The sequence below is a fragment of the Kluyvera sp. STS39-E genome (genome assembly GCF_040932435.1).
Classification (GTDB): domain Bacteria; phylum Pseudomonadota; class Gammaproteobacteria; order Enterobacterales; family Enterobacteriaceae; genus Kluyvera.
Map to the genome: position 1 here is coordinate 21577 of NZ_JBFQGA010000016.1, position 23879 is coordinate 45455.

24 protein-coding genes and 2 tRNA genes are annotated in these 23879 nt (G+C 52.2%); 8 read left to right on the forward strand and 18 right to left on the reverse strand.

Features of this window, described 5'->3' with window-relative positions:
* Positions 1 to 2: 2 nt before the first annotated feature.
* The 8 genes from dinB to AB4K05_RS23895 all read right to left on the reverse strand — a co-directional run bounded on the left by dinB (position 3) and on the right by AB4K05_RS23895 (position 7215).
* Positions 3 to 1058 (reverse strand): DNA polymerase IV, encoded by a 1056-nt coding sequence (gene dinB / locus AB4K05_RS23860; protein ID WP_368482167.1) that lies wholly within the window; start codon positions 1056 to 1058, stop codon positions 3 to 5.
* 96 nt (positions 1059 to 1154) lie between these two features.
* On the reverse strand, positions 1155 to 1370 hold the full coding sequence (nqrM, locus tag AB4K05_RS23865) for a (Na+)-NQR maturation NqrM (RefSeq protein ID WP_349601664.1): 216 nt from the start codon (positions 1368 to 1370) through the stop codon (positions 1155 to 1157).
* Positions 1371 to 1372: 2 nt separating this feature from the next.
* Positions 1373 to 2596, reverse strand: coding sequence for an NADH:ubiquinone reductase (Na(+)-transporting) subunit F (nqrF, locus tag AB4K05_RS23870; RefSeq protein WP_368482186.1), 1224 nt, complete (start codon positions 2594 to 2596; stop codon positions 1373 to 1375).
* A 12-nt stretch (positions 2597 to 2608) separates the two neighbouring features.
* Entirely contained in the window at positions 2609 to 3205 is a 597-nt protein-coding gene (nqrE, locus tag AB4K05_RS23875; protein WP_234504531.1) for an NADH:ubiquinone reductase (Na(+)-transporting) subunit E, read from the reverse strand.
* Between the two features lie 6 nt (positions 3206 to 3211).
* Complete coding sequence (locus AB4K05_RS23880; protein ID WP_368482168.1) at positions 3212 to 3850, reverse strand: NADH:ubiquinone reductase (Na(+)-transporting) subunit D; 639 nt, start codon at positions 3848 to 3850, stop codon at positions 3212 to 3214.
* Positions 3843 to 4637: a Na(+)-translocating NADH-quinone reductase subunit C gene (locus tag AB4K05_RS23885; RefSeq protein ID WP_368482169.1), complete on the reverse strand. Its 795-nt coding sequence runs from the start codon at positions 4635 to 4637 to the stop codon at positions 3843 to 3845. Before AB4K05_RS23885 ends, AB4K05_RS23880 begins: the two co-directional genes overlap by 8 nt.
* A complete protein-coding gene (locus AB4K05_RS23890) occupies positions 4630 to 5868 on the reverse strand; it encodes an NADH:ubiquinone reductase (Na(+)-transporting) subunit B (RefSeq protein WP_368482187.1) in 1239 nt (412 codons plus the stop codon). The genes AB4K05_RS23885 and AB4K05_RS23890 overlap by 8 nt, the downstream gene beginning before the upstream one ends.
* Positions 5869 to 5871: 3 nt before the next feature.
* The gene (locus AB4K05_RS23895) at positions 5872 to 7215 is read right to left on the reverse strand and encodes a Na(+)-translocating NADH-quinone reductase subunit A (protein ID WP_368482170.1); all 1344 of its coding nucleotides are present in this window, start codon (positions 7213 to 7215) and stop codon (positions 5872 to 5874) included.
* Positions 7216 to 7763: 548 nt separating this feature from the next.
* Between AB4K05_RS23895 and dpaA the strand changes: the two genes are divergently transcribed.
* Positions 7764 to 8504, forward strand: a complete 741-nt coding sequence (gene dpaA / locus AB4K05_RS23900; protein ID WP_368482171.1) for a peptidoglycan meso-diaminopimelic acid protein amidase — start codon at positions 7764 to 7766, stop codon at positions 8502 to 8504.
* On the opposite strand, the gene AB4K05_RS23905 is transcribed toward dpaA, so the two are convergent.
* Both AB4K05_RS23905 and lpcA read right to left on the reverse strand, forming a co-directional pair.
* Positions 8475 to 9242 (reverse strand): class II glutamine amidotransferase, encoded by a 768-nt coding sequence (locus tag AB4K05_RS23905; RefSeq protein WP_368482172.1) that lies wholly within the window; start codon positions 9240 to 9242, stop codon positions 8475 to 8477. The genes dpaA and AB4K05_RS23905 overlap by 30 nt on opposite strands.
* A gap of 48 nt (positions 9243 to 9290) precedes the next feature.
* Positions 9291 to 9872 carry a D-sedoheptulose 7-phosphate isomerase gene (gene lpcA, locus AB4K05_RS23910; protein ID WP_035894459.1) on the reverse strand — a complete coding sequence of 194 codons (582 nt, stop codon included), beginning with the start codon at positions 9870 to 9872 and terminating at the stop codon, positions 9291 to 9293.
* Between the two features lie 238 nt (positions 9873 to 10110).
* On the opposite strand from lpcA, the gene fadE reads away from it, so the two are divergent.
* The gene (gene fadE, locus AB4K05_RS23915; RefSeq protein WP_368482173.1) at positions 10111 to 12555 is read left to right on the forward strand and encodes an acyl-CoA dehydrogenase FadE; all 2445 of its coding nucleotides are present in this window, start codon (positions 10111 to 10113) and stop codon (positions 12553 to 12555) included.
* A 137-nt stretch (positions 12556 to 12692) separates the two neighbouring features.
* Complete coding sequence (locus AB4K05_RS23920) at positions 12693 to 13463, forward strand: amidohydrolase (protein WP_368482174.1); 771 nt, start codon at positions 12693 to 12695, stop codon at positions 13461 to 13463.
* A gap of 57 nt (positions 13464 to 13520) precedes the next feature.
* Here AB4K05_RS23920 and eamB read toward each other — a convergent pair whose 3' ends face one another.
* Positions 13521 to 14108, reverse strand: coding sequence for a cysteine/O-acetylserine transporter (eamB, locus tag AB4K05_RS23925; RefSeq protein WP_368482175.1), 588 nt, complete (start codon positions 14106 to 14108; stop codon positions 13521 to 13523).
* A 104-nt stretch (positions 14109 to 14212) separates the two neighbouring features.
* Between eamB and AB4K05_RS23930 the strand changes: the two genes are divergently transcribed.
* Positions 14213 to 15100: a LysR family transcriptional regulator gene (locus tag AB4K05_RS23930; RefSeq protein WP_368482176.1), complete on the forward strand. Its 888-nt coding sequence runs from the start codon at positions 14213 to 14215 to the stop codon at positions 15098 to 15100.
* Between the two features lie 44 nt (positions 15101 to 15144).
* On the opposite strand, the gene AB4K05_RS23935 is transcribed toward AB4K05_RS23930, so the two are convergent.
* Both AB4K05_RS23935 and dnaQ read right to left on the reverse strand, forming a co-directional pair.
* A tRNA-Asp gene (locus AB4K05_RS23935) sits at positions 15145 to 15221 on the reverse strand.
* 130 nt (positions 15222 to 15351) lie between these two features.
* On the reverse strand, positions 15352 to 16083 hold the full coding sequence (gene dnaQ / locus AB4K05_RS23940; protein WP_368482177.1) for a DNA polymerase III subunit epsilon: 732 nt from the start codon (positions 16081 to 16083) through the stop codon (positions 15352 to 15354).
* On the opposite strand from dnaQ, the gene rnhA reads away from it, so the two are divergent.
* Positions 16037 to 16615, forward strand: coding sequence for a ribonuclease HI (rnhA, locus tag AB4K05_RS23945; RefSeq protein WP_368482178.1), 579 nt, complete (start codon positions 16037 to 16039; stop codon positions 16613 to 16615). The two genes, dnaQ and rnhA, sit on opposite strands and share 47 nt — an antisense overlap.
* On the opposite strand, the gene AB4K05_RS23950 is transcribed toward rnhA, so the two are convergent.
* The gene (locus AB4K05_RS23950; RefSeq protein ID WP_368482179.1) at positions 16612 to 17334 is read right to left on the reverse strand and encodes a class I SAM-dependent methyltransferase; all 723 of its coding nucleotides are present in this window, start codon (positions 17332 to 17334) and stop codon (positions 16612 to 16614) included. The two genes, rnhA and AB4K05_RS23950, sit on opposite strands and share 4 nt — an antisense overlap.
* Before the next feature lie 31 nt (positions 17335 to 17365).
* Between AB4K05_RS23950 and gloB the strand changes: the two genes are divergently transcribed.
* Together gloB and mltD are read left to right on the forward strand one after the other, a co-directional pair.
* On the forward strand, positions 17366 to 18121 hold the full coding sequence (gloB, locus tag AB4K05_RS23955) for a hydroxyacylglutathione hydrolase (RefSeq protein ID WP_368482180.1): 756 nt from the start codon (positions 17366 to 17368) through the stop codon (positions 18119 to 18121).
* A 71-nt stretch (positions 18122 to 18192) separates the two neighbouring features.
* Positions 18193 to 19554 carry a murein transglycosylase D gene (gene mltD, locus AB4K05_RS23960; protein ID WP_368482181.1) on the forward strand — a complete coding sequence of 454 codons (1362 nt, stop codon included), beginning with the start codon at positions 18193 to 18195 and terminating at the stop codon, positions 19552 to 19554.
* Positions 19555 to 19611: 57 nt separating this feature from the next.
* Here the strand turns inward: mltD and AB4K05_RS23965 are convergent, their stop codons facing one another.
* Positions 19612 to 20406 carry an endonuclease/exonuclease/phosphatase family protein gene (locus tag AB4K05_RS23965; RefSeq protein ID WP_368482182.1) on the reverse strand — a complete coding sequence of 265 codons (795 nt, stop codon included), beginning with the start codon at positions 20404 to 20406 and terminating at the stop codon, positions 19612 to 19614.
* 142 nt (positions 20407 to 20548) lie between these two features.
* The gene (locus AB4K05_RS23970) at positions 20549 to 21724 is read right to left on the reverse strand and encodes an MFS transporter (RefSeq protein WP_368482183.1); all 1176 of its coding nucleotides are present in this window, start codon (positions 21722 to 21724) and stop codon (positions 20549 to 20551) included.
* A gap of 105 nt (positions 21725 to 21829) precedes the next feature.
* On the opposite strand from AB4K05_RS23970, the gene yafC reads away from it, so the two are divergent.
* The gene (yafC, locus tag AB4K05_RS23975; protein WP_368482184.1) at positions 21830 to 22717 is read left to right on the forward strand and encodes a DNA-binding transcriptional regulator YafC; all 888 of its coding nucleotides are present in this window, start codon (positions 21830 to 21832) and stop codon (positions 22715 to 22717) included.
* A 90-nt stretch (positions 22718 to 22807) separates the two neighbouring features.
* Here the strand turns inward: yafC and dkgB are convergent, their stop codons facing one another.
* Both dkgB and AB4K05_RS23985 read right to left on the reverse strand, forming a co-directional pair.
* Positions 22808 to 23611, reverse strand: a complete 804-nt coding sequence (gene dkgB, locus AB4K05_RS23980; RefSeq protein WP_368482185.1) for a 2,5-didehydrogluconate reductase DkgB — start codon at positions 23609 to 23611, stop codon at positions 22808 to 22810.
* Between the two features lie 163 nt (positions 23612 to 23774).
* Positions 23775 to 23851 (reverse strand) — tRNA-Asp (locus AB4K05_RS23985).
* Positions 23852 to 23879 lie beyond the last annotated feature (28 nt).

Here is a 23879-nt window from a genome sequence, read left to right on the forward strand (position 1 = left end):
GTTTAAATTCCTAAAAGAAGCTGCCGTTCCAACTGAGGATCAAGAAGCGTGACATGCAGGCCGACCAGCCGCACGCCGCGACCTGCTCGCCGTTCATACCAAGATTTTTGCGCAGTGGCGATGAGATCGTCTTTATTAAGCTTCGGCCAGACATGTTCCTGAGTTGTCTGCTGGAAGTCGTGAAATTTTAGCTTCACACCCTGACGGGCAATGAGCAGATCCGGTTTGACCTTCGCTAATCGGCGTTCTAGTTCAGGGTAAATCCGTTCAATTATGGCCTCGCAATCGGCCCACTCGTGAATGTCTTCTTCCAGCGTCCGCTCAACGCCTATCGACTTACGCTGCCTGTCGTTATGGATCTCACGCTCATCGATCCCATGACTGCGCTCCCAGAGGATCCGTCCAAACTTGCCAAAGCGTTTTAATAACATGGCCAGATCGCTTTTCTGTACATCTTCACAGGTGCGTAGCCCCATGTTTTCAAGCTTTGCTGCCGACACTTTCCCCACGCCGGGAATTTTGCCAAGCGGCAGAGTTTTAATAAACGCCGGGACTTCAGCTGGCGTCAGGACAAACTGACCATCCGGTTTATTGAGATCGGAAGCTATTTTTGCAAGGAACTTCACCGGCGCAACTCCCGCCGAGGCGGTAAGTGCCAGCTCGTTAAAGATGGTCTGGCGGATCTCTTGTGCCATAAGCGTGGCAGAGCCGTGGCAGTGCATGCTGTCGCTTACATCAAGATAGGCTTCGTCCAGCGACAGCGGTTCAATTAGCGAGGTGTAGCGGGAAAATATTTCACGAATATGGTTGGAGGCTTCGCGATAAGCTTCAAAACGCCCTGGTAATAACGTGAGATGTGGGCACAGTTTTAATGCCATACCGGTAGGCATAGCGCTGCGCACGCCAAATTTACGGGCAGGATAGTTCGCCGTGCTGATTACGCCGCGCTGTACCCGACTGCCGCCGATCGCGATCGGAATATCGCGCAGCGCTGGGTTATCGCGCATTTCGACCGCCGCGAAAAAGCAGTCCATATCGATATGAATTATTTTGCGCATTGTTAGCCCTCACTTACCACTGGATAAGTATACAGCATAACTATAAGCATTGAGAAGTGCGGAGGATCGCCCGGCAAAGCCGGGCGAAGGTTGAAACTACAGGATGCGGTTTTGCTGGCGCTGTGCTTCCCGGGCCATACGTTTTTTACGCGCATCGCACGGTTCTGGACAGTCACACACTTTTTCCAGCCCCAGCGAAGAGATCCCCCCGCAGCTGCCCTGCAGGGTTTTACGCTTCACCAAGTAGCCCAGCGACATCCCGAAAACCACGAGAATGAAAATAGCGAACGTCGCCAGAAATACCGTTAACATCATCAGCCTCCAAAATCGTCGAGCATGATGTTCTCATCCTCAACGCCCAGATCTTTGAGCATTTTAATTACCGCGGCGTTCATCATTGGCGGACCGCACATGTAAAACTCGCAGTCTTCCGGCGCCTCGTGATCTCGCAGATAGTGTTCGTACAGAACGTTATGGATGAAGCCGGTGTAGCCCGTCCAGTTATCTTCCGGCAGCGCATCGGAGAGCGCAATATGGAAGGTAAAGTTCGGGTTTTCCCGCGCCAGCTGTTCAAACTCTTCGGCGTAGAACATTTCACGCAGCGAACGCGCGCCGTACCAGAAGCTGATTTTACGGTTGCTGTGCAAACGCTTAAGCTGGTCAAAGATATGCGAGCGCATCGGCGCCATCCCTGCCCCACCACCGATGAATACCATTTCGGCCTCGGTGTCTTTAGCAAAGAATTCGCCAAATGGCCCAGAGATCGTCACCTTATCGCCAGCCTTCAACGACCAAATATAAGAAGACATGATCCCTGGAGGAGCATCCGGTGCTGAAGGCGGTGGCGTCGCGATGCGCACGTTGAGCATGATGATGCCCTTCTCTTCCGGGTAGTTCGCCATCGAGTAGGCGCGCAGCGTCGGCTCTTTGACGTCGGAGACATAGCGGAAGAGATTAAACTTATCCCAATCACCGCGATACTCGTCCGGCACATCGAAGTCTGCATAGGCCACTTTATGCGGCGGGCATTCAATCTGAATATAGCCACCCGCGCGGAATGGCACATTTTCGCCCTCAGGGATCGCAAGCTTCAGCTCTTTTATGAACGTAGCTTTGTTATCGTTGGAGATAACTTCGCATTCCCACTTTTTCACGCCAAACACTTCGTCCGGCAGCTCGATTTTCATATCCTGTCGCACGGCAACCTGACAGGCTAGGCGGCAACCCTCTTTTGCTTCACGCTTGGTGATATGCGAAAGCTCGGTAGGTAAAATATCGCCACCGCCCTCTTTTACCGTAACCCGGCACTGACCGCAGGAGCCACCGCCGCCACAGGCGGACGAGATAAAGATGCCGTTGCTGGACAGCGTATTGAGCAGCTTATCCCCCGCGGGGGTTTTAATCTGCTTATCCGCTTCATTATTGATTTCAATAACCACATCACCGGAATTCACCAGTTTTGATTTCGCAAATAAAATCAGCAGCGACAGCACCAGTACGATCAGCGTAAACATGACCACGCCCAGTATAATTTCCATCATTAACGGCCCTTATAGCTGCACACCGGAGAACGACATAAAACCTAATGCCATCAGTCCGGTGGTGATAAAGGTGATCCCTAAGCCACGTAATCCCACGGGCACGTTTGAGTACTTCATCTTTTCGCGGATCCCCGCCATGGCGACGATCGCCAGCATCCAACCGATGCCAGAGCCAAAACCATAAACAATAGATTCACTGAAGTTGTAGTCACGTTGCACCATAAACGAGACGCCACCGAAAATAGCGCAGTTCACGGCAATCAACGGCAGGAAAATTCCCAGCGCGGTATATAGCGACGGGAAGTACTTATCGAGGATCATCTCAAGGATTTGCACCAGCGCCGCAATCACCCCAATAAAGGTGATGAAGTTGAGGAAGCTGAGGTCAACCCCTTCAGCCAACGCGCCATCACGCAGCACTAGGTTATAGACCAGATTGTTAATCGGCACGGCTAGGCCGAGCACCACGGTTACCGCCACGCCAAGGCCAAAAGCGGTAGAGACTTTCTTCGATACCGCGAGGAAGGTACACATCCCCAAGAAGAACGCCAGCGCCATGTTTTCAACAAACACCGCGCGGACAAACAGGCTAATGTAATGAGCCATAATCGGTTACTCCTTTTCCTGCTGTTCCGGCTTCCAGCTACGTAGCGCCCAGATCAGCAAACCGATAATGAAAAATGCGCTTGGCGCGAGCAGGAACAGACCGTTGGGCTGATACCAGCCGCCGTTCTTGATGGTTTCCAGCACCGTGATGCCAAATAGTTTACCGCTGCCGATAAGTTCACGCAGGAAGCCGACGATCAACAGGATTGCACCGTAGCCCAAGCCGTTACCGATGCCGTCCATAAAGCTCGCCAGCGGCGGGGATTTCATGGCGTAGGCTTCTGCACGTCCCATTACGATGCAGTTGGTGATGATTAGCCCAACGAACACCGACAGCTGCTTGGACGTTTCATAGGCAAACGCGCGCAACAGCTGATCGACCACGATAACCAGCGAGGCGATAATCGCCATCTGCACGATAATGCGCACGCTGTTCGGGATGTGATGACGAATCATCGAGATAAACATGCTGGAGAACGCGGTTACCAGAGTCACCGCAATGGTCATCACGAAGGCCGTTTCAAGCTTGGTGGTTACCGCCAGCGCCGAACAAACGCCGAGTACCTGTAAAGCAATCGGGTTGTTGGCAATTAGCGGGCCGACCAGCACGCGCTTCATCTCTTTCATGTCGCCTTGCTCAGCCATGATTCAGCCCTCCTTCACGTACCTGTTTCAGGAACGGGCCAAAGCCCATCTCGCCCATCCAGAACTCAAAACTATGCTGCACGCCGTTTGAGGTCAGCGTGGCGCCGGACAGCCCGTCTACCGCATAGAGATCACCCTGCGGCGCAGCGCCTTTCATCACTCTCAGCGCCGGTTTACCGTCGTCATCCAGCACGCGTTTGCCGACAAACTGCGCTCGCCAGTTCGGGTTTTCAATTTCGCCGCCCAGCCCCGGGGTTTCCCCTTGGTCATAGTAGGTAATGCCTTTAATTGTGCGCCCATCAATATCCAGCGCCACAAATGCATACATCATCGACCATAGGCCGTTGCCGTACACCGGCAGGACGATTTCCTGTAATTTCTGCTGCTCGTTTTTAATCAGGTAGATCTCCACCACGTTGCTACGACGTTTGATGCCAGCCGGGTCCTGATTGGCTTCAAGCGCCACGCTCTGCTGCGGATCTTTCAGCGCTAGGCCCTGATTAAACTTCGCAGGATCGCTGTCTAGCATCATGCCGCTTTTAAGATCCAGCAGTCGCGGAGTGACGCGAGCCGCGTAGACTTCGGCGACGGCATCCGCCGACATGTTGTCCTGCATCAGCCCGGAAACGGCCAGGATGTTGCGCTGTTTATCCAGCGCGCGCTGTTCCTGCTGGCGCGGTTTTAACCCAACGGCAGAGCCTGCGACGACGATAGAGCAAACTAGGCAAAGCACCAGCACCACCAGCAGCGTTTTGCCGATGCTATCGTTACTTTTTTTCTCAGCCACGCGACTTCCTCCGCTTAATATTGGCCTGTACCACCAGGTAATCGAACAGTGGTGCAAAGAGGTTGGCGAACAGAATCGCCAGCATCATCCCTTCTGGATAGGCCGGGTTTACCACGCGAATCAGCACGCACATCACGCCGATTAACGCGCCGTAGCACCACTTCCCTTTATCGGTAAACGAGGCGGAAACCGGATCGGTCGCCATAAACATCATGCCGAAGGCAAAACCACCCAACACCAGATGCCAATACCACGGCATGGCGAACAGCGGGTTGGTGTCGGAGCCAATCAGGTTAAAGAGGGTTGCACAGGCCATCATGCCGAGCATCACCCCGGCCACAATGCGCCAGGAAGCAACACGGCCGAAGATAATCAGCGCGCCACCCAGCAAGATCATCAGAGTAGAGACTTCCCCTATGGAGCCGGGAATATTGCCGATAAAGGCATCCATCCAGCTCACCGGCTGACCGGTAACCACGTTGACCAGTGACTCACCGCCGCGGCTCGCCCATTGGGAGAGCGGGGTTGCGCCGGAGAAGCCGTCGGCGGCCGTCCATACTAGGTCACCGGAGATTTGCGCCGGGTAAGCAAAGAACAGGAACGCGCGCCCTGCTAATGCCGGGTTTAAGAAGTTACGCCCGGTGCCACCGAAGATCTCTTTGGCGATAACCACGCCGAAGGAGATGCCCAGCGCCGCCTGCCATAACGGCATGGTGGGTGGCACAATTAGCGCAAACAGGATTGAGGTAACAAAGAAGCCTTCGTTGATCTCATGCTTGCGAACAATGGAAAACAGGACTTCCCAGAAGCCACCAACCAAAAATACCGTGGCGTAAATAGGCACGAAGAACACTGCGCCCAGCAGCATCATGCTTAACCATCCGGCGTCCGGTGCAAAACTGACGCCCAGCGCCTGCGCTACGCTATAGTGCCAATTGTCGGCAATAACCTGCTGGAGCTGTTCCGCGCCGTACAGTTTGTGTAGCGCGGGGATGGTTTGCAGCCCGACGTTGTACATTCCCCAGAACATCGCAGGGAAGACAGCGAACCAGACAAGGATCATCATGCGTTTGAGATCGATGGCATCACGGACGTGCGAAGCGCCCTTCGTGACGTTTCCCGGCGTGTAAAGCAACGTCGCCGTCGCCTCAAACAGTGGGTAATATTTTTCCAGTTTGCCGCCCTGCGTGAAGTGCGGCTCAACTTTTTCCAGTAGCTGTTTTAAGCCCATCACTTAGCCTTCCTGCTCAATTTGCGTTAATACGCGGCGTAACACCGGTCCGTATTCGTATTTTCCTGGACAGACATAGGTACATAGCGCCAAATCTTCTTCGTCCAACTCTAGGCAACCTAGCGCTTGAGAGCTGTCCGTATCACCCGCCAGCAAATCGCGTAGCAGCATGGTCGGCAGGATATCCAGCGGCATCACGCGTTCGTAACTGCCAATTGGCACCATGGAGCGCTCGCCACCGTTGGTGTCCGTGGAGAAGTTGAAGAGCTTGTTCTTCAGGAAATGGCCCAGCGTCGTCCGCGTCACGGAGAACTTGTCCCGGCCCGGAGCAACCCAACCGAGCAGCTCTTTTTCGCGGCCTTCTTTGAGCACGCTAACCTGCAGGTGGAAGCGGCCCAAGAAAGCATGTGGCCCGGTGGCCTGAGCGCCGTTCAGCACGGAGCCGGAGATCACTCGATTTTCTCCTTCGTGCAGTTCGTCCACCAGCAGTGCGTTGAGATCCGTGCCAAGGCAGGCCCGAAGCAACCGAGGATGTTTTACCTGCGGGCCGCCTAACGCGATCACTCGATCGGTTGCCAAAATGCCCTCAAGGAACAATTTGCCGATAGCGATGACATCCTGATAGTTGAGATGCCAGACCTGTTTATTCAGGCTGACCGGCTCTAGGAAGTGAATATGCGTACCGACGAGTCCCGCCGGATGCGGGCCAGTAAACTGATTAAAGGCCACCTGCCCCTGCGGGTGCCCTCCCAGCTTGCCGCCGCTGTCTTGGCAGACGTGGACTTTGCCATCGGTAAGACGCGTTAGAACGGTTAAACCGGCGTTAAAGGCTTCGCGTTGGGCCAGAATAATCGGCTGCGGATCGGCGGCCAGCGGATTGGTATCCATTGCGGTGACGAAAATCGCCGCAGGCTCGGTGCCCGGTGTTGGGGTTTTGCTGAAAGGGCGCGTACGCATTGCCGTCCACAGGCCCGATTCAATCAGCTGTGAAGCCACCGTATCACGCGGCAACGCCGGCAGGTCATCGGCGGCAAAGCGTGCAAATGCCACGGATTCATCACCGTCGACGTCAATCACCACCGATTGTAAAACCCGACGTTCGCCGCGATTTATGGCACTGATGGTGCCGCAGGCGGGAGAGGTAAAACGCACGCCAGGAATTTTTTTATCTTCAAAAAGCAGCTGTCCTTTAAGGACACGGTCGCCTTCTTTTACCGCCATAGAAGGACGCAGCCCGACATATTCTTCGCCTTTGACCGCGACGCGCGTGACGACGATATCATCAACACGCTGCTGATCGGGTTGACCAGCAATTGGCAGATCAAGGCCTTTCGTTATTTTAATCATACTGTTTGCAGGTATCCGTTAACGACGACGACAACATAGCGTTGAGGCCAGCGTTTTGGTTAACGAGACAAAAGAAAGGAGTGAAACCGGAAACCCAATGACAATCCATGATTGGGTAAAACGAGAGAATGTTGCATCCTTTCTTACACTGTTTTGAGAATTACTCGGTTAATCATCCGCAAAGCCATTTCTGGCCGAATGATGACGTTACGAAAGTTTACCATTTTCTCCTTCTCCGATGCAGCAGTTCCGTTTTTCGGCCCGCGAAATTGCGAGCTAATGCGCAAAGATCGACTGAATCAGGCAAAGTTATTCAGTGAATCATTAGCTTATCCTACACTGTTTACTACGAGAGCTGATGAGCGCCTCCGCAGCACAACGCACCGGGTTATCGTGGGAATGCAAGAGGAAATTGTAAACGCCAACCGCCCCTCTTGCGAAAAAATGCGGTGGTGCTAAGGTGAGCGCACAAAAAACAGATTTATCTGCTTTTTCTCTCTTATGGCCTCTTCTGGCGTGTTGTTATTTTTTATCAAGGAACATGTAGTATGCGCAAAATCGCATTATTTATTGCGATGCTTTTGGTGCCGTGCGTTTCATTTGCTGGGTTAATGAGCAGCAATAGTCCGACGACGCCCGTCAGCAAAGAATATAAGCAGCAAATGATGGGCTCCCCGGTTTATATCCAGATTTTCAAAGAAGAGCGTACGCTCGATCTCTTTGTCAAAATGGGTGAAACCTACCAGCTCCTTGATAGCTATAAAATCTGCAACTACTCCGGTGGACTCGGTCCAAAACAGCGTCAGGGCGATTTCAAAAGTCCAGAAGGATTTTACTCGGTACAGCGCAGCCAGCTAAAACCGGATAGCCGCTTCTATAAAGCGATTAATATCGGTTTCCCGAATGCTTACGATCGCGCTCATGGCTATGAAGGGAAATATCTGATGATTCACGGTGCCTGTGTATCGGTTGGCTGTTATGCCATGACCGACTCCGGCATTGACGAGATTTTCCAGTTTGTCACCGCCGCACTGGTCTTTGGGCAGTCTGGTGTTCAGGTCAGCATCTATCCGTTCCGCATGACAGATGCCAACATGAAGCGTCATAAATACTCTTACTACAATGATTTCTGGCAGCAGTTAAAGCCAGGCTACGACTACTTCCAGCAGACCCAAAGACCCCCGATGGTATCGGTTGTTGACGGTCGCTATGTCGTGAGCAAGCCGCTTAGCCACGAAGTCGTTCAGCCTCAATTGGCTTCAAACTATACGCTCACCGAGACAAAATAAACGCCATTCGCCTGGCATGATCTTGTGCCAGGTTTCATTCCCCGTCAGCGGTTGGGTCGCGATGACCGTGACCACATCGTTGGCGGTCGTTTCCTTCTGAAAGTCGATTTCCACGTCCTGATCCAGAAGCGTTGCCACACCAAACGGTGCGCGACGGGTGATCCAATAGAGATTGGTGGAACAGAACGCCATCACATAGCGACCGTCCGACAGCAGCATATTGAATACGCCTTTGTCACGCAGTTCACCTGCTAGCGAAGCTATATATTTAAATACCGACTGCATATTACTCGGCGTGCGCGGGTAGCGCTGCGTCAACTTGTGCAGCAACCAGCAGAAGGCTTTTTCGCTGTCCGTTTCACCGACCGGACGAAACTGCCCCGTCTCTAGGGATTTATAGCCTGTGAGCTGCCCGTTATGCGCATAGGTCCAGTTGCGTCCCCACAGTTCGCGGGTAAACGGATGGGTATTTTCCAGCGCTACCATGCCGCGATTGGCCTGGCGGATATGAGCGACAACAGAGCAGGATTTTATCGGGTAGTCCTGCACCAGTTTAGCAATGGGTGATTGATAGCTGGGCTGTGGATCTTTAAACGTGCGACAACCTTTACCTTCATAGAAGGTAATTCCCCAGCCGTCTTTATGCGGCCCGGTGCCTCCACCGCGCTGAACCAGCCCGGTAAAACTAAAGCAGATATCGGTTGGCACATTGGCGCTCATCCCGAGCAATTCGCACATATCACACCCCCACAGCAATCGGGGCCGAAGCCCCGTAATACTTAAGCGTTAAGCCTTAACCATCTCTTTTTCAATCAGCATGATCAGGATATGGATAACCTTAATATGGATCTCTTGCACGCGGTCGGCATAGCCAAAATGTGGCACACGAATTTCAATATCCGCAGAACCCGCCATTTTGCCGCCGTCTTTACCGGTCAGCGTAATCACTTTCATTCCCTGCGCACGTGCAGCTTCAATCGCTTTGATGACGTTTGCGGAGTTGCCTGAAGTCGAGATACCCAGCAGAACGTCGCCGGCACGACCTACAGATTCAACATAGCGAGAGAAAACATATTCATAACCGAAATCATTACTGACGCAGGAGAGATGGCTGACGTCGGAAATCGCAATCGCCGGGTAGCCCGGACGGTTTTCACGATAGCGGCCAGTCAGCTCTTCTGCGAAATGCATAGCGTCACAATGTGAGCCGCCATTACCGCAAGAGAGCACTTTACCGCCCGCTTTAAAGCTGTCCGCCAGCAGGACTGCTGCGCGCTGAATGGCGTGGATATTGGCTTCGTCTTTCAGGAAGTTTGCCAACGTATCGGCCGCTTCATTCAGTTCGTTACGAATAAGATCCTGGTACATGAGGATAATCCTTCAGCATTAATAAAATTGTCATCGCTAGTGTAACGGATAGCGTTAGCGCAGAGAAGCGAGCGCCGTTCTATTCACCGGATGTTTGGATTTTTGGTGCGCTAAAATGCAGCAGCAATGTGAGCTAGGTTGTAATTATTTTGTAAACACATTGCTAATTAAAATCACATCAACTACAACCATATCATCACAAGTGGTCAGACCTCCTACAAGACAGGGGCATTTCTCTATGATGATTTTGAGTGTTGTATTAACCATTGCTTTGCTCGGTGTACTTTTCTATCACCGTGTCAATTTAACGCTTAGTAGCTTGATTTTGCTGGCGTGGACTGCGGCGCTTGGCGCAGCCGGCCTGTGGAATTTGTGGCTGTTGGTGCCGCTGGCTATCATTCTGGTGCCGTTTAACTTCACCCCGATGCGTAAGGCGTTGATCTCCGCACCGGTGTTCCGCATGTTCAGTAAAGTGATGCCACCGATGTCACGTACTGAAAAGGAAGCGATTGATGCTGGTACGACTTGGTGGGAAGGCGATCTGTTCCGCGGCAACCCGGACTGGAAAAAGCTGCACAACTACCCGCGTCCTCAACTGACCGCAGAAGAGCAGGCATTCATTGATGGCCCGGTAGAAGAAGCGTGCCGTATGGCAAATGACTTTGCGATTACCCACGAAATGGCCGATCTGCCGCCGGAGCTGTGGGCATATCTGAAAGAACACCGCTTCTTCGCGATGATCATTAAGAAAGAATACGGCGGCTTGGAATTCTCCGCTTATGCGCAAGCTCGCGTACTGCAAAAACTCTCCGGCGTTTCCGGCATTCTGGCGATTACCGTCGGCGTACCGAACTCTTTAGGCCCGGGCGAGTTACTGCAGCACTACGGCACTGAAGAACAAAAAAATCATTATCTGCCGCGTTTGGCACGTGGCCAGGAAATTCCATGCTTCGCGTTGACCAGCCCAGAAGCAGGTTCTGATGCCGGCGCAATCCCGGATACCGGCGTAGTATGCATGGGTGAATGGCAGGGCGAGCAGGTTCTGGGTATGCGCCTGACCTGGAACAAACGTTACATTACCCTCGCCCCTATCGCTACCGTGCTGGGCTTGGCCTTTAAACTGTCCGACCCGGATAAACTGCTGGGCGGCGATGAAGAGTTGGGGATCACCTGTGCGCTGATCCCAACCCAAACTCCGGGCGTAGAAATTGGCCGTCGTCACTTCCCGCTGAACGTTCCGTTCCAAAACGGGCCAACCCGTGGTCAGGATATTTTCGTACCGATTGATTTCATCATTGGCGGACCAAAAATGGCCGGTCAGGGATGGCGTATGCTGGTTGAATGTCTGTCAGTTGGCCGCGGCATTACCCTGCCTTCAAACTCAACCGGCGGCGTGAAATCTGTGGCGCTGGCAACCGGTGCCTACGCGCACATTCGTCGTCAATTCAAAGTGTCTATCGGTAAGATGGAAGGCATTGAAGAGCCACTGGCACGTATTGCCGGTAACGCCTATGTGATGGATGCAGCGGCAACGCTGATTACCTACGGCATTATGCTGGGTGAAAAACCTGCCGTGCTGTCTGCAATCGTTAAGTACCACTGTACTCACCGTGGCCAGCAGTCCATCGTTGATGCCATGGATATTGCCGGCGGGAAAGGCATTATGCTCGGTGAAGGTAACTTCCTGGCGCGTGCTTATCAGGGGGCGCCAATCGCCATCACCGTTGAGGGCGCGAACATTCTTACCCGCAGCATGATGATCTTCGGCCAAGGCGCTATCCGTTGCCATCCGTACGTGCTGGAAGAGATGGCGGCTGCACAGAATAAGGATGTGAATGCTTTCGATAAGCTGCTGTTTAAACACATCGGCCACGTCGGCAGCAACAAAGTGCGCAGCTTCTGGTTGGGGATTACCCGCGGCTTAACCAGCCCGACGCCAACTCGTGATGCCACTAAACGTTACTATCAACACCTGAACCGTCTGAGCGCCAACCTCGCACTTCTGTCGGATGTTTCGATGGCGGTATTGGGCGGCAGTCTGAAGCGTCGTGAACGTATCTCCGCGCGTCTAGGTGATGTGTTAAGTCAGCTGTACTTGGCATCTTCCGTGCTGAAACGCTATGACGATGAAGGCCGTAACGAAGCCGATTTACCGCTGGTGCACTGGGGCGTCCAGGATGCACTGCATCAGGCAGAACAGGCGATTGATGATCTGCTGCAAAACTTCCCGAACCGTTTTGTTGCTGGTGCTATGCGTGTAGTTATCTTCCCAACCGGTCGTCATTATTCAGCGCCGTCAGATAAGCTGGATCATGCCGTGGCGAAAATTCTGCAGACCCCAAGCGCAACGCGCTCTCGCATTGGCCGTGGTCAGTATCTGACGCCAAGCCAGTACAACCCGGTGGGTCTGTTGGAAGAAGCACTGGTTGACGTGATGGCGGCAGATCCTATCCACCAGCGCATCTGCAAACAGATTGGCAAAAACCTGCCGTTCACTCGCCTTGATGAGTTAGCACATAACGCGATGGCTAAAGGGCTGATTGATCAGGCTGAAGCCGCCATTCTTATCAAAGCGGAAGAGAGCCGTCTGCGCAGCATTAACGTTGACGACTTTGCCCCAGACGAACTGGCAACCAAGCCGGTAAAGCTGCCGGACAACGTGCGCAAGGTTGAAGCCGCGTAACGTTACTCCATCGTTATCCTCTAAGCGGAGCCGGATGGCTCCGCTTTTTTTTCATCCCAACTGTCCCACGCCACCACAACCTCCTGATAAGGTATTACAGTTAGATTGATCCCCTGCCATATAAGGAGCGATTCACTGTGCCTGGTTTGAAAATTACCCTTTTGCAACAGCCGCTAGCGTGGATGGACGGTCCCGCTAACCTGCGCCATTTTGATCGCCTGATGGAAGAGATTGTTGGCCGCGATGTGATTGTCCTGCCGGAAATGTTTACCACCGGATTCGCTATGGAAGCCGCGAGTCAGTCGATGGCGGAAGAAGACGTGGTTGCCTGGATGCGCAAGCAAGCACGACGCACTAACGCACTGGTTGCCGGCAGCGCAGCTCTCCAAACCGACCGCGGGGCGGTAAACCGCTTCCTACTCGTCGAGCCAGAAGGCCGCGTACATGCCTATGATAAACGTCATCTCTTCCGCATGGCCGATGAGCATCATCATTATCTGGCAGGCGACAAACGGGTGGTGCTGACTTGGCGAGGTTGGCGCATTCTCCCACAGGTCTGCTACGACCTACGCTTCCCTGTGTGGTCACGGAATAGGAACGACTATGACTTGGCGCTTTACGTCGCCAACTGGCCTGTTCCACGTTCATTACATTGGCAGGCGCTGCTCACCGCTCGCGCTATTGAAAATCAAACCTACGTTGCTGGGTGCAATCGGGTTGGAACCGACGGAAACGGTCATCATTATCGTGGGGATAGCCGGATTATTTCGCCACAGGGAGAGATTATTGCGACAGCCGAAGCACATCAAGCCACGCGCATCGATGCTGAGCTGTCGATGAGCCAGTTGCTGGAATATCGGGAGAAATTTCCGGCTTGGCAGGATGCAGACCCCTTTTTCTTAGGTTGATGGCGCCAGTTTTCAGGCCTACAAAATCCCAAATGTAGGCCTAGCCAGCGGGCTGTATCAGATAAACATCCGCACCGCGCAGTACAGCAACAGTGCCGCCAATACCCAGTTCAACCGACGACCATGGCGTTGAAATAGCCGCTGAAATACATGACCGGCCAGCGCCCAGCAGAAATTACCTAATATACCGATCAACGCCAACAATAGGCTCACGCCCAGGATCCACGTTACATCCCGCGTGTAGGGCAGAACAAAAGTGGACAGCGCGGTAATGCCGTAGAGAATAATTTTCACATTCACAAACTGCAAACCACAGCTCGCCCAAAAACTCACCGGCGGATGGCAACTCTGTGCCCCACTCGGTGCGCTCATGGCGATACGCCAAGCTAACCAAACAATATATGCAGCACCAATAATGCTCAGCCACTGAGTCATCTTCGGACTGAGATTCACCAGCGAAAGCGTCAATGCGGCGCAGAGCAGCATGATGATTAAAAATCCGACACCCATGCCAGCCAGCACTCGCGTACTGCGACGAAATCCATGTGAGGTGACCGAATTCAGCGCCAAAATATTATTCGGCCCAGGGGTCATTGCGGTAATCAGGGTATAGGTAAAGAAAGCACTAATCAGGGTTGAAGTCACTTGTCATCTCCTTAGTTTTGCCTGACAGTACGTGATGCCAATCATTTAAAAAAATGAATATTTTCCAACCCTGAATTCGATAATATTGATGTGTTGAGGTAAGCATGGATTTACGTCGCTTTATTACCCTAAAAACCGTTGTGGAAGAGGGTTCGTTCATGCGTGCTTCTCAAAAACTGTGCTGCACGCAATCTACCGTCACCTTCCATATTCAACAGCTCGAACAAGAGCTCTCGCTTCAACTATTCGAAAAAATCGGCCGTCGAATGTGCCTGACTGCGGCGGGAAAAAATATCCTGCCCTATGTTTATGAGCTGACGAATGTCATGTCTTCTATCCGACAGGCCGCACAGCAGGATAGCGTCCCTACCGGCGAGCTACGCGTAGCAACAGGTGAAACGTTGCTGGCTTATAAAATGCCGCAGGTGCTGCAATATTTTAAACAGCGCGCGCCGCAGGTTCGCTTGTCGTTACAATCGCTAAACTGTTACGTCATTCGCGATGCACTACTCGACGATAAGGTCGATCTCGGCGTTTTTTACCGCGTCGGCAACGATCGTGCGCTGACCATGCAGCACTTTGGCGAGCAGCCGCTAGTTCTGGTCGCATCCCCCAACTTTAGTGGCTACGATTTTACGCAGCCGCAGCAGCACATTCCGGTGAGCTTCGTCATCAATGAACCACAATGTGTGTTCCGTCAGATATTCGAAAGCACCCTACGCGAACGCGCGATTACGCTCGAGAACACCATTGAGCTGTGGAGTATTGAGAGCATTAAGCAGTGCGTTGCGGGGAATTTAGGCGTCTCTTTTCTGCCGCGCTTTACCGTAGAACGCGAGCTGGCTTCAGGCGAGCTGCAGGAGCTGCCGTTTAGCCCAATGCCAATGACAATAACCGCTCTTTGCGCCCATCATTCAGGAAAAGCGGTGAGCCCAGCTATGCGGGTATTTATGGAGTGTATGGAAGAAATTCTGATTTCTAGCGAAAGCTAAAACGACGAAAGCCTGAATCATTTCTGATTCAGGCTTTCTGAATGTGGCGGAACGGACGGGACTCGAACCCGCGACCCCCTGCGTGACAGGCAGGTATTCTAACCGACTGAACTACCGCTCCACAACGTTCCCTTCGGAACGAGGCGAATATTACGGTTTCCCTGTAAAACCGTCAACGCTTTTTCTCTACTTTTGAATCGTTTGCTGCAAAAATAGCCCACAAGCTTATTTTGACAGCAAAAATAGCCATTTTATCCTCGCCAGAGGCAGCTTCCGCCCTTTTTCAGCACTAGGTCGAGGCGCGATTCATGATGTTTTAGCTCTTCATCGGTGGCGTAAACCACACGTAATTTACTTTGTGCTCTCACAATACGCTGAATGCCAGTATTCCCCGCCTGCTGTTGCCCCTCACCTTCCATCGCGAATTTGATCGACGTTTGTCCACCGGTCATCGTCAAATAGACATCAGCCAGAATCTGGGCATCGAGCAGTGCGCCGTGCAGCGTACGCTTGGTGTTGTCTATTTCATATCGGGAACATAGCGCATCAAGGCTGTTGCGCTTGCCGGGAAACATTTTCCTCGCCAAGGCCAGGCTATCAGTAACCTTACAGAAAGTATTGGTTTTTGGGATTCCACGATTGAGTTTACTAAACTCATAGTCCATAAAGCCGATATCGAACGATGCGTTATGGATGACCAGTTCCGCGCCGCGGATGTAGTCCATAAACTCATCTGCCACATCGGCAAAGGTCGGCTTATCCAGCAAAAACTCATCGGCAATACCGTGAACGCCGAAGGCTTCTGGGTCCACCAGCCGGTCAGGTTTGAGATATACATGGAAGTTATTGCCGGTCAAACGACGGTTTATCACCTCGACGGCACCGATCTCGATGATCTTGTGGCCTTCATAGTGGGCACCGATCTGATTCATACCGGTGGTTTCGGTATCCAGAACGATCTGTCGTGTAATTGCAGTGCTCATATCAGTCATTTATGTCAGACTTGCCGTTTTACGTTCAATTGCAGATACAGGAAGTCTACCAGAGATGCTTAAACAGGTAGAAATTTTCACCGATGGCTCGTGCCTCGGTAATCCCGGTCCGGGTGGTTATGGTGCCATTTTACGCTATCAACAGCGGGAAAAAACCTTCAGCGAAGGCTATCGTCTAACCACCAATAATCGGATGGAAATGATGGCAGCCATTGTTGCGCTCGAAGCGCTCAAAGAGCCGTGTACCGTGGTGCTAAGTACCGATAGCCAATATGTTCGCCAGGGGATCACCCAGTGGATCCATAACTGGAAAAAACGCGGCTGGAAAACAGCGGATAAGAAGCCGGTTAAAAATGTCGATCTCTGGAAGCGACTGGACACGGCGCTTGGCAAACACGAAATCCGTTGGGAATGGGTAAAAGGACACGCAGGTCACCCGGAAAACGAACGCTGTGACGAACTGGCGCGCACGGCGGCCAATTCACCGACGCAGGATGATACGGGATACCAACCGGACGCTTAAGCGTCCGGCTTACGATACTGTCGCGTCGCCCCAACGGCCTGCTGAATACGGTTTTTGGCCTTATTCTGCCGCATTGGGTTTAGCGTAAGAGGAAAGGTCCGCTTACGCGCAATAATCAGCTGCAAGCAGCCCAATGCGGGCAGATGCGTGCCTAAAAGCGCTCCGCCCTGTTTCGCCCACGGCAGCACCTGAAATCGGCTCTGGTGCAGTACTTCAAAATTCAACAGCGACAGCCAGTCAAGCTGGCGCGTTAGGGTAAACATTCGACTGTTGTACGGCGCCGCTTTACGCAGCACCGGCACCATTTTGCGCAATCCCATCAGACTCACCGGATTAAAGCTGCTGATAATCAGCCATCCGTCGTCAATTAAGACACGGTCGGCTTCACGCAGCAAACGGTGGGGATCGCTACACCATGGGAGCGTGTGCGAGAGCAAACAGGCGTCAACCGACTTTTCAGCGAACGGAAGATGCAGTGGATCTGCCTTCACTTGGATGGGGCTGCCTTCTAGAGAAATGTTCACCTGATGGGAAATGGCACAGGCTTCGGTGTTGATCTCCGCGCTCAGGTTACCCACCTTCAGCAAGTGGAAACCGTACAGTTTCCCCAGCCACGGTTTCAGTTGACGATCGATGGCCTCACGATAATATTCACCCCAGGGCATTTGCGCCCACGAGACAGGCGCTGAGACTGTTTGAGGTATCCTTGCCGGTTTCATCACAACCTTCCCTACGCGTAAGAGGTAACGAATGAATCTTAACAGTATTCCTGCATTTCAGGACAACTACATCTGGGTTCTTAATGATGAAACAGGTCGCTGTGTGATCGTCGATCCCGGCGACGCCGCCCCTGTGCTCAAAGCTATTGAACAAAATAACTGGCAGCCTGAAGCTATTTTACTCACTCACCACCACCAGGATCATGTCGGTGGGGTGGCAGATCTGCATAAGGCTTTTCCGAATCTTATCATTTACGGCCCAAAAGAGACCGAAAGCAAAGGAACGACAAAAATAGTTGCTGATGGCGAAAAAATTCGCGTTCTTGACCAAGACTTTCACGTTTTCGCTACACCGGGGCACACTTTAGGACATATCTGTTTCTACAGCGCCCCGTATCTTTTTTGCGGCGATACCCTGTTTTCCGGCGGCTGTGGACGGTTATTTGAAGGCACCGCAACCCAGATGTATCAGTCGTTCCAGAAAATTAACATGCTCCCGGATGAGACCCTAATTTGTTGCGCTCATGAGTATACGCTCTCCAATATGGCATTTGCGCTGAGCGTTTTACCGCATGATTTGTTCATTAACGAATACTACCTAGAAGTTAAGGAGTTACGTGCAAAAAAACAAATAACACTCCCCACAACTCTGAAAAAAGAGCGCAGGATTAATCTCTTTTTAAGAACGGATGATATTGATTTAGTTAATGAAATATCGAAAGAAACAAAGTTGCTACAATCTGAGCAACGATTTGCATGGTTACGGTCAAAGAAAGATAACTTCTGATACTTCAGGGTTGCGTTTTCGAAAGTTCGCCGTTATGATCGCTCGTCTTTTAAGCAACTATTGACACACACATGAAGGCAAAAGCGATATTACTCGCCTCTGTCCTGCTCGTGGGGTGCCAGGCGTCACAGCAGGGCAACGTCCAACAGCACGCACAGAGCCTTTCTGCGGCTAGTCAAGGGGAAGCAAGTAAGTTCGCAAGTCAGGCACGTTGGATGGACGATGGGACATTCGACACGCAGAATCAAGACTTGTGGGCTTATATTGGCGACGAGCTAAAGATGGGAATACCGGATAACACCCGGGTTCGCGAACAGAAACAGAAGTATTTGAAGAATAAGAGCTATCTCCACGATGTAACTTTACGGGCAGAGCCGTATATGTACTGGATAGCCGGGCAAGTTAAGAAACGTAACATGCCAATGGAACTGGTATTACTACCCATAGTGGAGAGCGCTTTTGACCCGCACGCAACGTCTGGTGCCAATGCCGCAGGCATTTGGCAAATCATTCCGAGCACAGGGCGAAATTACGGTCTGAAACAGACCCGCAGTTATGATGCACGCCGTGACCTCGTTGCTTCCACAACGGCGGCACTGGATATGATGCAGCGTCTGAACAAAATGTTCGATGGCGACTGGTTGTTGACCGTAGCGGCATATAACAGCGGTGAAGGCCGTGTAATGAAAGCGATGAAAGTGAACAAAGCCCGTGGCAAGCCCACTGACTTCTGGTCACTGCCGTTGCCACAGGAAACCAAGCTGTACGTGCCTAAGATGCTGGCTTTGAGTGATATTCTCAAAAACAGCAAACGCTACGGCGTTCGTCTGCCAAGTGCTGACGAAAGCAGAGCGTTGGCGCGCGTTCGCCTTGATAGCCCGGTTGAAATTTCCCAGTTGGCAGATATGGCAGGAATGCCGGTCAGCAAGCTGAAGACCTTCAATGCAGGCGTTAAAGGTTCAACGCTCGGAGCGACGGGTCCGAAGTACGTCATGGTGCCACAGAAGCATGCAGACCAGCTGCGTGAGTCACTGGCCTCCGGTGAGATTGCCGATCTCCAGCCAACGCTGGTTGCCGACAACACGCCGATGACCAGCCGCAGCTACAAAGTGCGCTCGGGTGATACCCTGTCCGGTATCGCATCACGTTTAGGCGTGACGGCGAAAGACCTGCAACAGTGGAATAGCCTGCGTGGCAGCAATCTGAAAGTTGGTCAAAACCTAACGGTAGGTGCGGGTAGCAGCGCTGCGCGTCTTGCCGATAACAGCAGCATTACGTACCGCGTACGTAAGGGCGATTCGCTGTCGAGCATTGCTAAACGTCACGGCGTTAACATCAAAGATGTGATGCGCTGGAATAACGACGCTGGCAATCTGCAGCCAGGCGATCAGCTCACGCTGTTTGTGAAAAACAACGACCGGCCTGATTCCTGACAGGCAATCAGTAAAAAAGGCACCGATTCCCCCGGTGCCTTTTTTGTTGTCTTGGTCCTATCTCCCTGGACTAAACTCCACGATAAGCGGATTGTGATCCGATGCACGGGTTACCAGCACCGATGCTTGGCTAACGTTCAGTTCCCGATAGAAAACAAAATCGAGCGGCCGGCCAAAGGCGCGGCGACGCTGATCGTCATCAAAACGCACCGGACGCAGTGACATATCGCGGGCAAAGCGATACAACGCATTCATTCGTGGTCGACTCCAAGCGTTGAAGTCCCCAGCCATAATAACCGGACCATTATGCTGCGCGATCTGCTCGCCGATAGGAATAAGCTGCTTACTGTAGACATCTACGCCAAGGCTGAAATTAACCGCATGGATGTTCACGACCATCAGCAACCGTGCATCTGGAAGTGGGTAAACGGTCACTAACGCTGACTTTGCAAGCCTGAGAATAGGTTCACGTTCACGCAGCGGGCAGCAGTATACAGGCTGCGCGGCAGATAAGGTCATGACTCCTGATGGGTGATGCGGTAGCGCAAACGCTGGCACTTGATCGGCTGCAAGGTAGTTAGTGGTCGCAAACTTCACTAATTCAGGTGTCGTTTGCGCTTCTTGGAGCAGCACTAGGTGTGCATCTTTGCCGAACTTATTCAACACTGAAAGCCATTCAGCGCGCTGCTGCTTAAAGATATTCCACACTAGAATACGAATGTTTTCTTCAGTGCTTAGCGGCTTACCCATCGTCAATGCTTGGCTAATGCTGGTATATGCGTCCGGTGGCGGTAAGATCCGCTCTACAGGTTGCCCGGCAATATAGCGCATAGCATAGGTATTTTTTCGCACTTTCTTCTATAACCTCAATAACGAAAGAACCCGCCTGCTTCCAGGAAGGTTCTTCTGTTATAGGGACTTTCGCCCACGGTTTCAACGCTATTTGTGATAAAGCCAAGTGAACTTTTGTAAGTCTTCGCTTACCGTTCCGGCCTTAGCCTAACGCGATGCGCGCCTTTTTATCCAGTCGTCCGCTCAGACCCGTCAGTAACAAAGCCGCGATGACAATCAGTGCGCCAATCCATGGGGTTTGTGCCAAACCATAGTGTTCAACTGTTTGGCCTCCGATGACTGAACCTAATGCAATCCCGACGTTAAAAGCCGCGATATTCAAGCCCGATGCAACATCAACGGCCGCCGGTGTATATTGCTCCGCCTTCTGTACCACATAGACCTGCAGGCCCGGTACGTTACCAAAAGCAAAGATCCCCATCACCAGTATTGTTGCCAGCGCAGCATATTGGATGGATGCAGTGAACTGGAACACCACTAACAATGCAGCTAAGGCGGCAAAAATAAACTTCAGAGCCGGTACCGCACCATGTTTATCGGCCAGCTTACCGCCCCAGATATTGCCGATTGCAACCGCAACACCGTAGCCTAGCAGGATCCAGCTGACCGCATTCGGTGTAAAACCGGCAAGGTTTTGCATCATCGGGGCTAAGAAGGTGAAAGCGGTAAATACCCCGCCGTAGCCCAAAGCGGTAATCGCGTAGATCATCAGCAGTCGTGGATGAGTCAGAACCTTAAGCTGGTCAGATAAACTCGCCGGTGCGCGTCCTGGGATATTACGCGGCACCAGAATAGCGCTGGCGATAAGTGCAATCACACCCAGCATGGAAACCGCAAGGAAGGTTTCGCGCCAGCCGAAGTGCTGACCGATAAATGTACCCAGCGGTACACCAGTGACCAACGCGACGGTCAGGCCGCCAAACATAATGGCAATCGCCGAAGCGGCTTTCTCTTTCGGGACCAAGCTGGTAGCGATTGTTGAGCCAATAGAGAAGAACACACCGTGAGCGAGGCCGGTCAACAGACGAGCAATCACCAGAGTGATGTACCCCGGAGCCTGCCAAGCCAGCAAGTTACCAATGGTGAACAGCACCATCAGCGCCAGTAAAAGCTGTTTACGCGGCAGTTTACCCGTCAGCGCAGTCAATACTGGAGCCCCAATCGCTACGCCCAGTGCGTAGATGGAAACCAGCAGCCCTGCAGAAGGCAGAGAGATAGATAACTGTTCTGCAATCGTCGGAACCAGACCAACAATGACAAATTCGGTAGTGCCAATAGCAAAGGCACTGATCGTTAAGGCAAGTAGCGCCAGCGGCATAATTTACTCCACATCATTCAGTATTAAGATGACACGTAGTATGCCGAGGTGTTTAAATAACAAAAATATTCAAAATCTCAATATAATTTTGCTTCAGGTGCAATAATGAGAGCAACCTCAGAAGAAATCGCCATTTTTGTCGCAGTGGTTGAAAGCGGGAGTTTTAGCCGGGCAGCAGAGCAGCTCGAGCTTGCGAATTCCGCAGTAAGCCGCGCGGTAAAAAAACTGGAATCCAAGCTTGGCGTCAGCCTGCTTAACCGTACAACTCGACAATTAAGCCTGACCGAAGAGGGGGAGCGCTATTTCCGCCGAATGCAGGTAGTTTTACAGGAGATGGCCGCCGCAGAGAACGAGCTACTGGACACGCGTAATACGCCGCGCGGTTTACTGCGGGTCGATGCGGCCACGCCGGTCATGCTGCACTTCCTGATGCCACTGGTTAAGCCGTTCCGTGAACGGTACCCTGAGATGACGTTATCTCTGGTTTCGTCAGAGACGTTTATCAATCTCATTGAGCGTAAGGTCGATGTCGCGATACGCGCCGGAACGTTAACCGACTCCAGCCTACGCGCCCGACCGCTATTTACCAGCTATCGCAAGATCATTGCCTCACCCGATTATATTGCTCGCTATGGCATGCCGGAGCAGGCGACCGATCTCAAAGATCATCAGTGCCTAGGGTTTACCGAACCCACGTCGTTGAATACCTGGCCGGTATACTGCTGCGATGGGCAGTTTATTGAGATCAGCGGCAGTGTCTCGTCGAACAGCGGTGAGACGCTTAAACAGCTGTGTCTGAGTGGTAACGGAATTGCCTGTCTGTCGGATTATATGGTGGATAAGGAGATTGCCAGAGGGGAGTTTGTCGAGCTGCTGGCGGATAAGCGAATGCCGGTCGAAATGCCGTTTAGCGCGGTCTATTACAGCGACCGAGCGGTGAGCACGCGGATCAGGGCATTTATTGATTTTCTAAGCGAGCATGTAAAGAAGTGACCCAACAGCGCAACACAATGTTGAGGTCTCCCGGCGTCGGCGCAAATGCCTCGTCCGGGCTACCTGAGGGTTTAGAGGGTTAAGGCAGTATTAATCCCACTGAGGAGCCAGGCTCTCTGGGCTCACTAGGCGATCGTTGCAATCGAGTTCAGCAATCACCTGTTTATCGTCTGCATCAAGCTGTAAATCCACAGCCAGCAGGTTGCTGGCTAAGTTTTCACGTTTGGTCGAAGATGGAATCACCGCATAACCTTCTCCGATTGCCCACGCCAGGATCACCTGCGCAGCCGTGGCGTTATGTTTTGCCGCGATGCGACCAATCACTTCATCTTTCAATGCCTTACCGTAGGCCAATGTCATATAAGAAGTAATATGGATGCCGTGTGCTAAAGCCCAATCAACAACTTTACGGTTTTGTAAGTAAGGTGACAGCTCAATCTGATTGGTTGCGATATTCTCGGCACCGACGACTGCGATTGCGCGCTCCATCAAGGGAATCGTGAAGTTAGAGATACCAATCTGGCGGGTCAATCCTAGCGTTTTGGCTTCCAAAAGTGCAGCCATAAACTCTTCCACGGCCACTGCATCACTCGGCGATGGCCAGTGGATCAGCGTCAAATCTACGTAGTCAGTGCGCAGTTTTTGCAAACTCTCTTTGAGGCTGGAGATCAGTTTGTCTTTACCCAGGTTTTCAATCCAGATCTTCGTCGTGATAAACAACTCATCGCGAGCAATGCCGCTTTCAGCAATGGCTTGGCCCACCGCCGCTTCGTTATCATAAATCTGCGCGGTATCGATGGCACGGTAGCCCAGTTCCAGAGCTGTTTTTACAGATGCGATAACGACGTCGTCTTTTAGACGGAAGGTACCGAGACCAAATGCAGGGATTGTCATGATTTTCCTCTTTATTTTCATAATGGGTTAACTGAGTTCATTATGACGAAAGCGAGGATCGGGAAAAAGATCGTGAAATGCAGAGGATTTTTGCTAAAAACGCAATAATAAAGCGACAGGCAAAAAGAAAAGCCCTGAGCAAATGCTCAGGGCTATCAATAAGTGGCGGAACGGACGGGACTCGAACCCGCGACCCCCTGCGTGACAGGCAGGTATTCTAACCGACTGAACTACCGCTCCACCGAATTTCTTTGTCACTACCCGGATT

Coding starts and splice junctions, on each gene's coding strand:
- AB4K05_RS23970 (WP_368482183.1), bottom strand. CDS start 21,724: ATGCCGCTGGCGCTACTTGCCTTAACGATCAGTGCCTTTGCTATTGGC.
- AB4K05_RS23895 (WP_368482170.1), bottom strand. CDS start 7,215: ATGATTAAAATAACGAAAGGCCTTGATCTGCCAATTGCTGGTCAACCC.
- nqrE (WP_234504531.1), bottom strand. CDS start 3,205: ATGGCTCATTACATTAGCCTGTTTGTCCGCGCGGTGTTTGTTGAAAAC.
- AB4K05_RS23950 (WP_368482179.1), bottom strand. CDS start 17,334: ATGAAACCGGCAAGGATACCTCAAACAGTCTCAGCGCCTGTCTCGTGG.
- nqrM (WP_349601664.1), bottom strand. CDS start 1,370: ATGTTAACGGTATTTCTGGCGACGTTCGCTATTTTCATTCTCGTGGTT.
- gloB (WP_368482180.1), top strand. CDS start 17,366: ATGAATCTTAACAGTATTCCTGCATTTCAGGACAACTACATCTGGGTT.
- dkgB (WP_368482185.1), bottom strand. CDS start 23,611: ATGACAATCCCTGCATTTGGTCTCGGTACCTTCCGTCTAAAAGACGAC.
- AB4K05_RS23890 (WP_368482187.1), bottom strand. CDS start 5,868: ATGGGCTTAAAACAGCTACTGGAAAAAGTTGAGCCGCACTTCACGCAG.
- AB4K05_RS23880 (WP_368482168.1), bottom strand. CDS start 3,850: ATGGCTGAGCAAGGCGACATGAAAGAGATGAAGCGCGTGCTGGTCGGC.
- dinB (WP_368482167.1), bottom strand. CDS start 1,058: ATGCGCAAAATAATTCATATCGATATGGACTGCTTTTTCGCGGCGGTC.
- fadE (WP_368482173.1), top strand. CDS start 10,111: ATGATGATTTTGAGTGTTGTATTAACCATTGCTTTGCTCGGTGTACTT.
- mltD (WP_368482181.1), top strand. CDS start 18,193: ATGAAGGCAAAAGCGATATTACTCGCCTCTGTCCTGCTCGTGGGGTGC.
- yafC (WP_368482184.1), top strand. CDS start 21,830: ATGAGAGCAACCTCAGAAGAAATCGCCATTTTTGTCGCAGTGGTTGAA.
- AB4K05_RS23930 (WP_368482176.1), top strand. CDS start 14,213: ATGGATTTACGTCGCTTTATTACCCTAAAAACCGTTGTGGAAGAGGGT.
- AB4K05_RS23905 (WP_368482172.1), bottom strand. CDS start 9,242: ATGTGCGAATTGCTCGGGATGAGCGCCAATGTGCCAACCGATATCTGC.
- nqrF (WP_368482186.1), bottom strand. CDS start 2,596: ATGGAAATTATACTGGGCGTGGTCATGTTTACGCTGATCGTACTGGTG.
- dnaQ (WP_368482177.1), bottom strand. CDS start 16,083: ATGAGCACTGCAATTACACGACAGATCGTTCTGGATACCGAAACCACC.
- dpaA (WP_368482171.1), top strand. CDS start 7,764: ATGCGCAAAATCGCATTATTTATTGCGATGCTTTTGGTGCCGTGCGTT.
- lpcA (WP_035894459.1), bottom strand. CDS start 9,872: ATGTACCAGGATCTTATTCGTAACGAACTGAATGAAGCGGCCGATACG.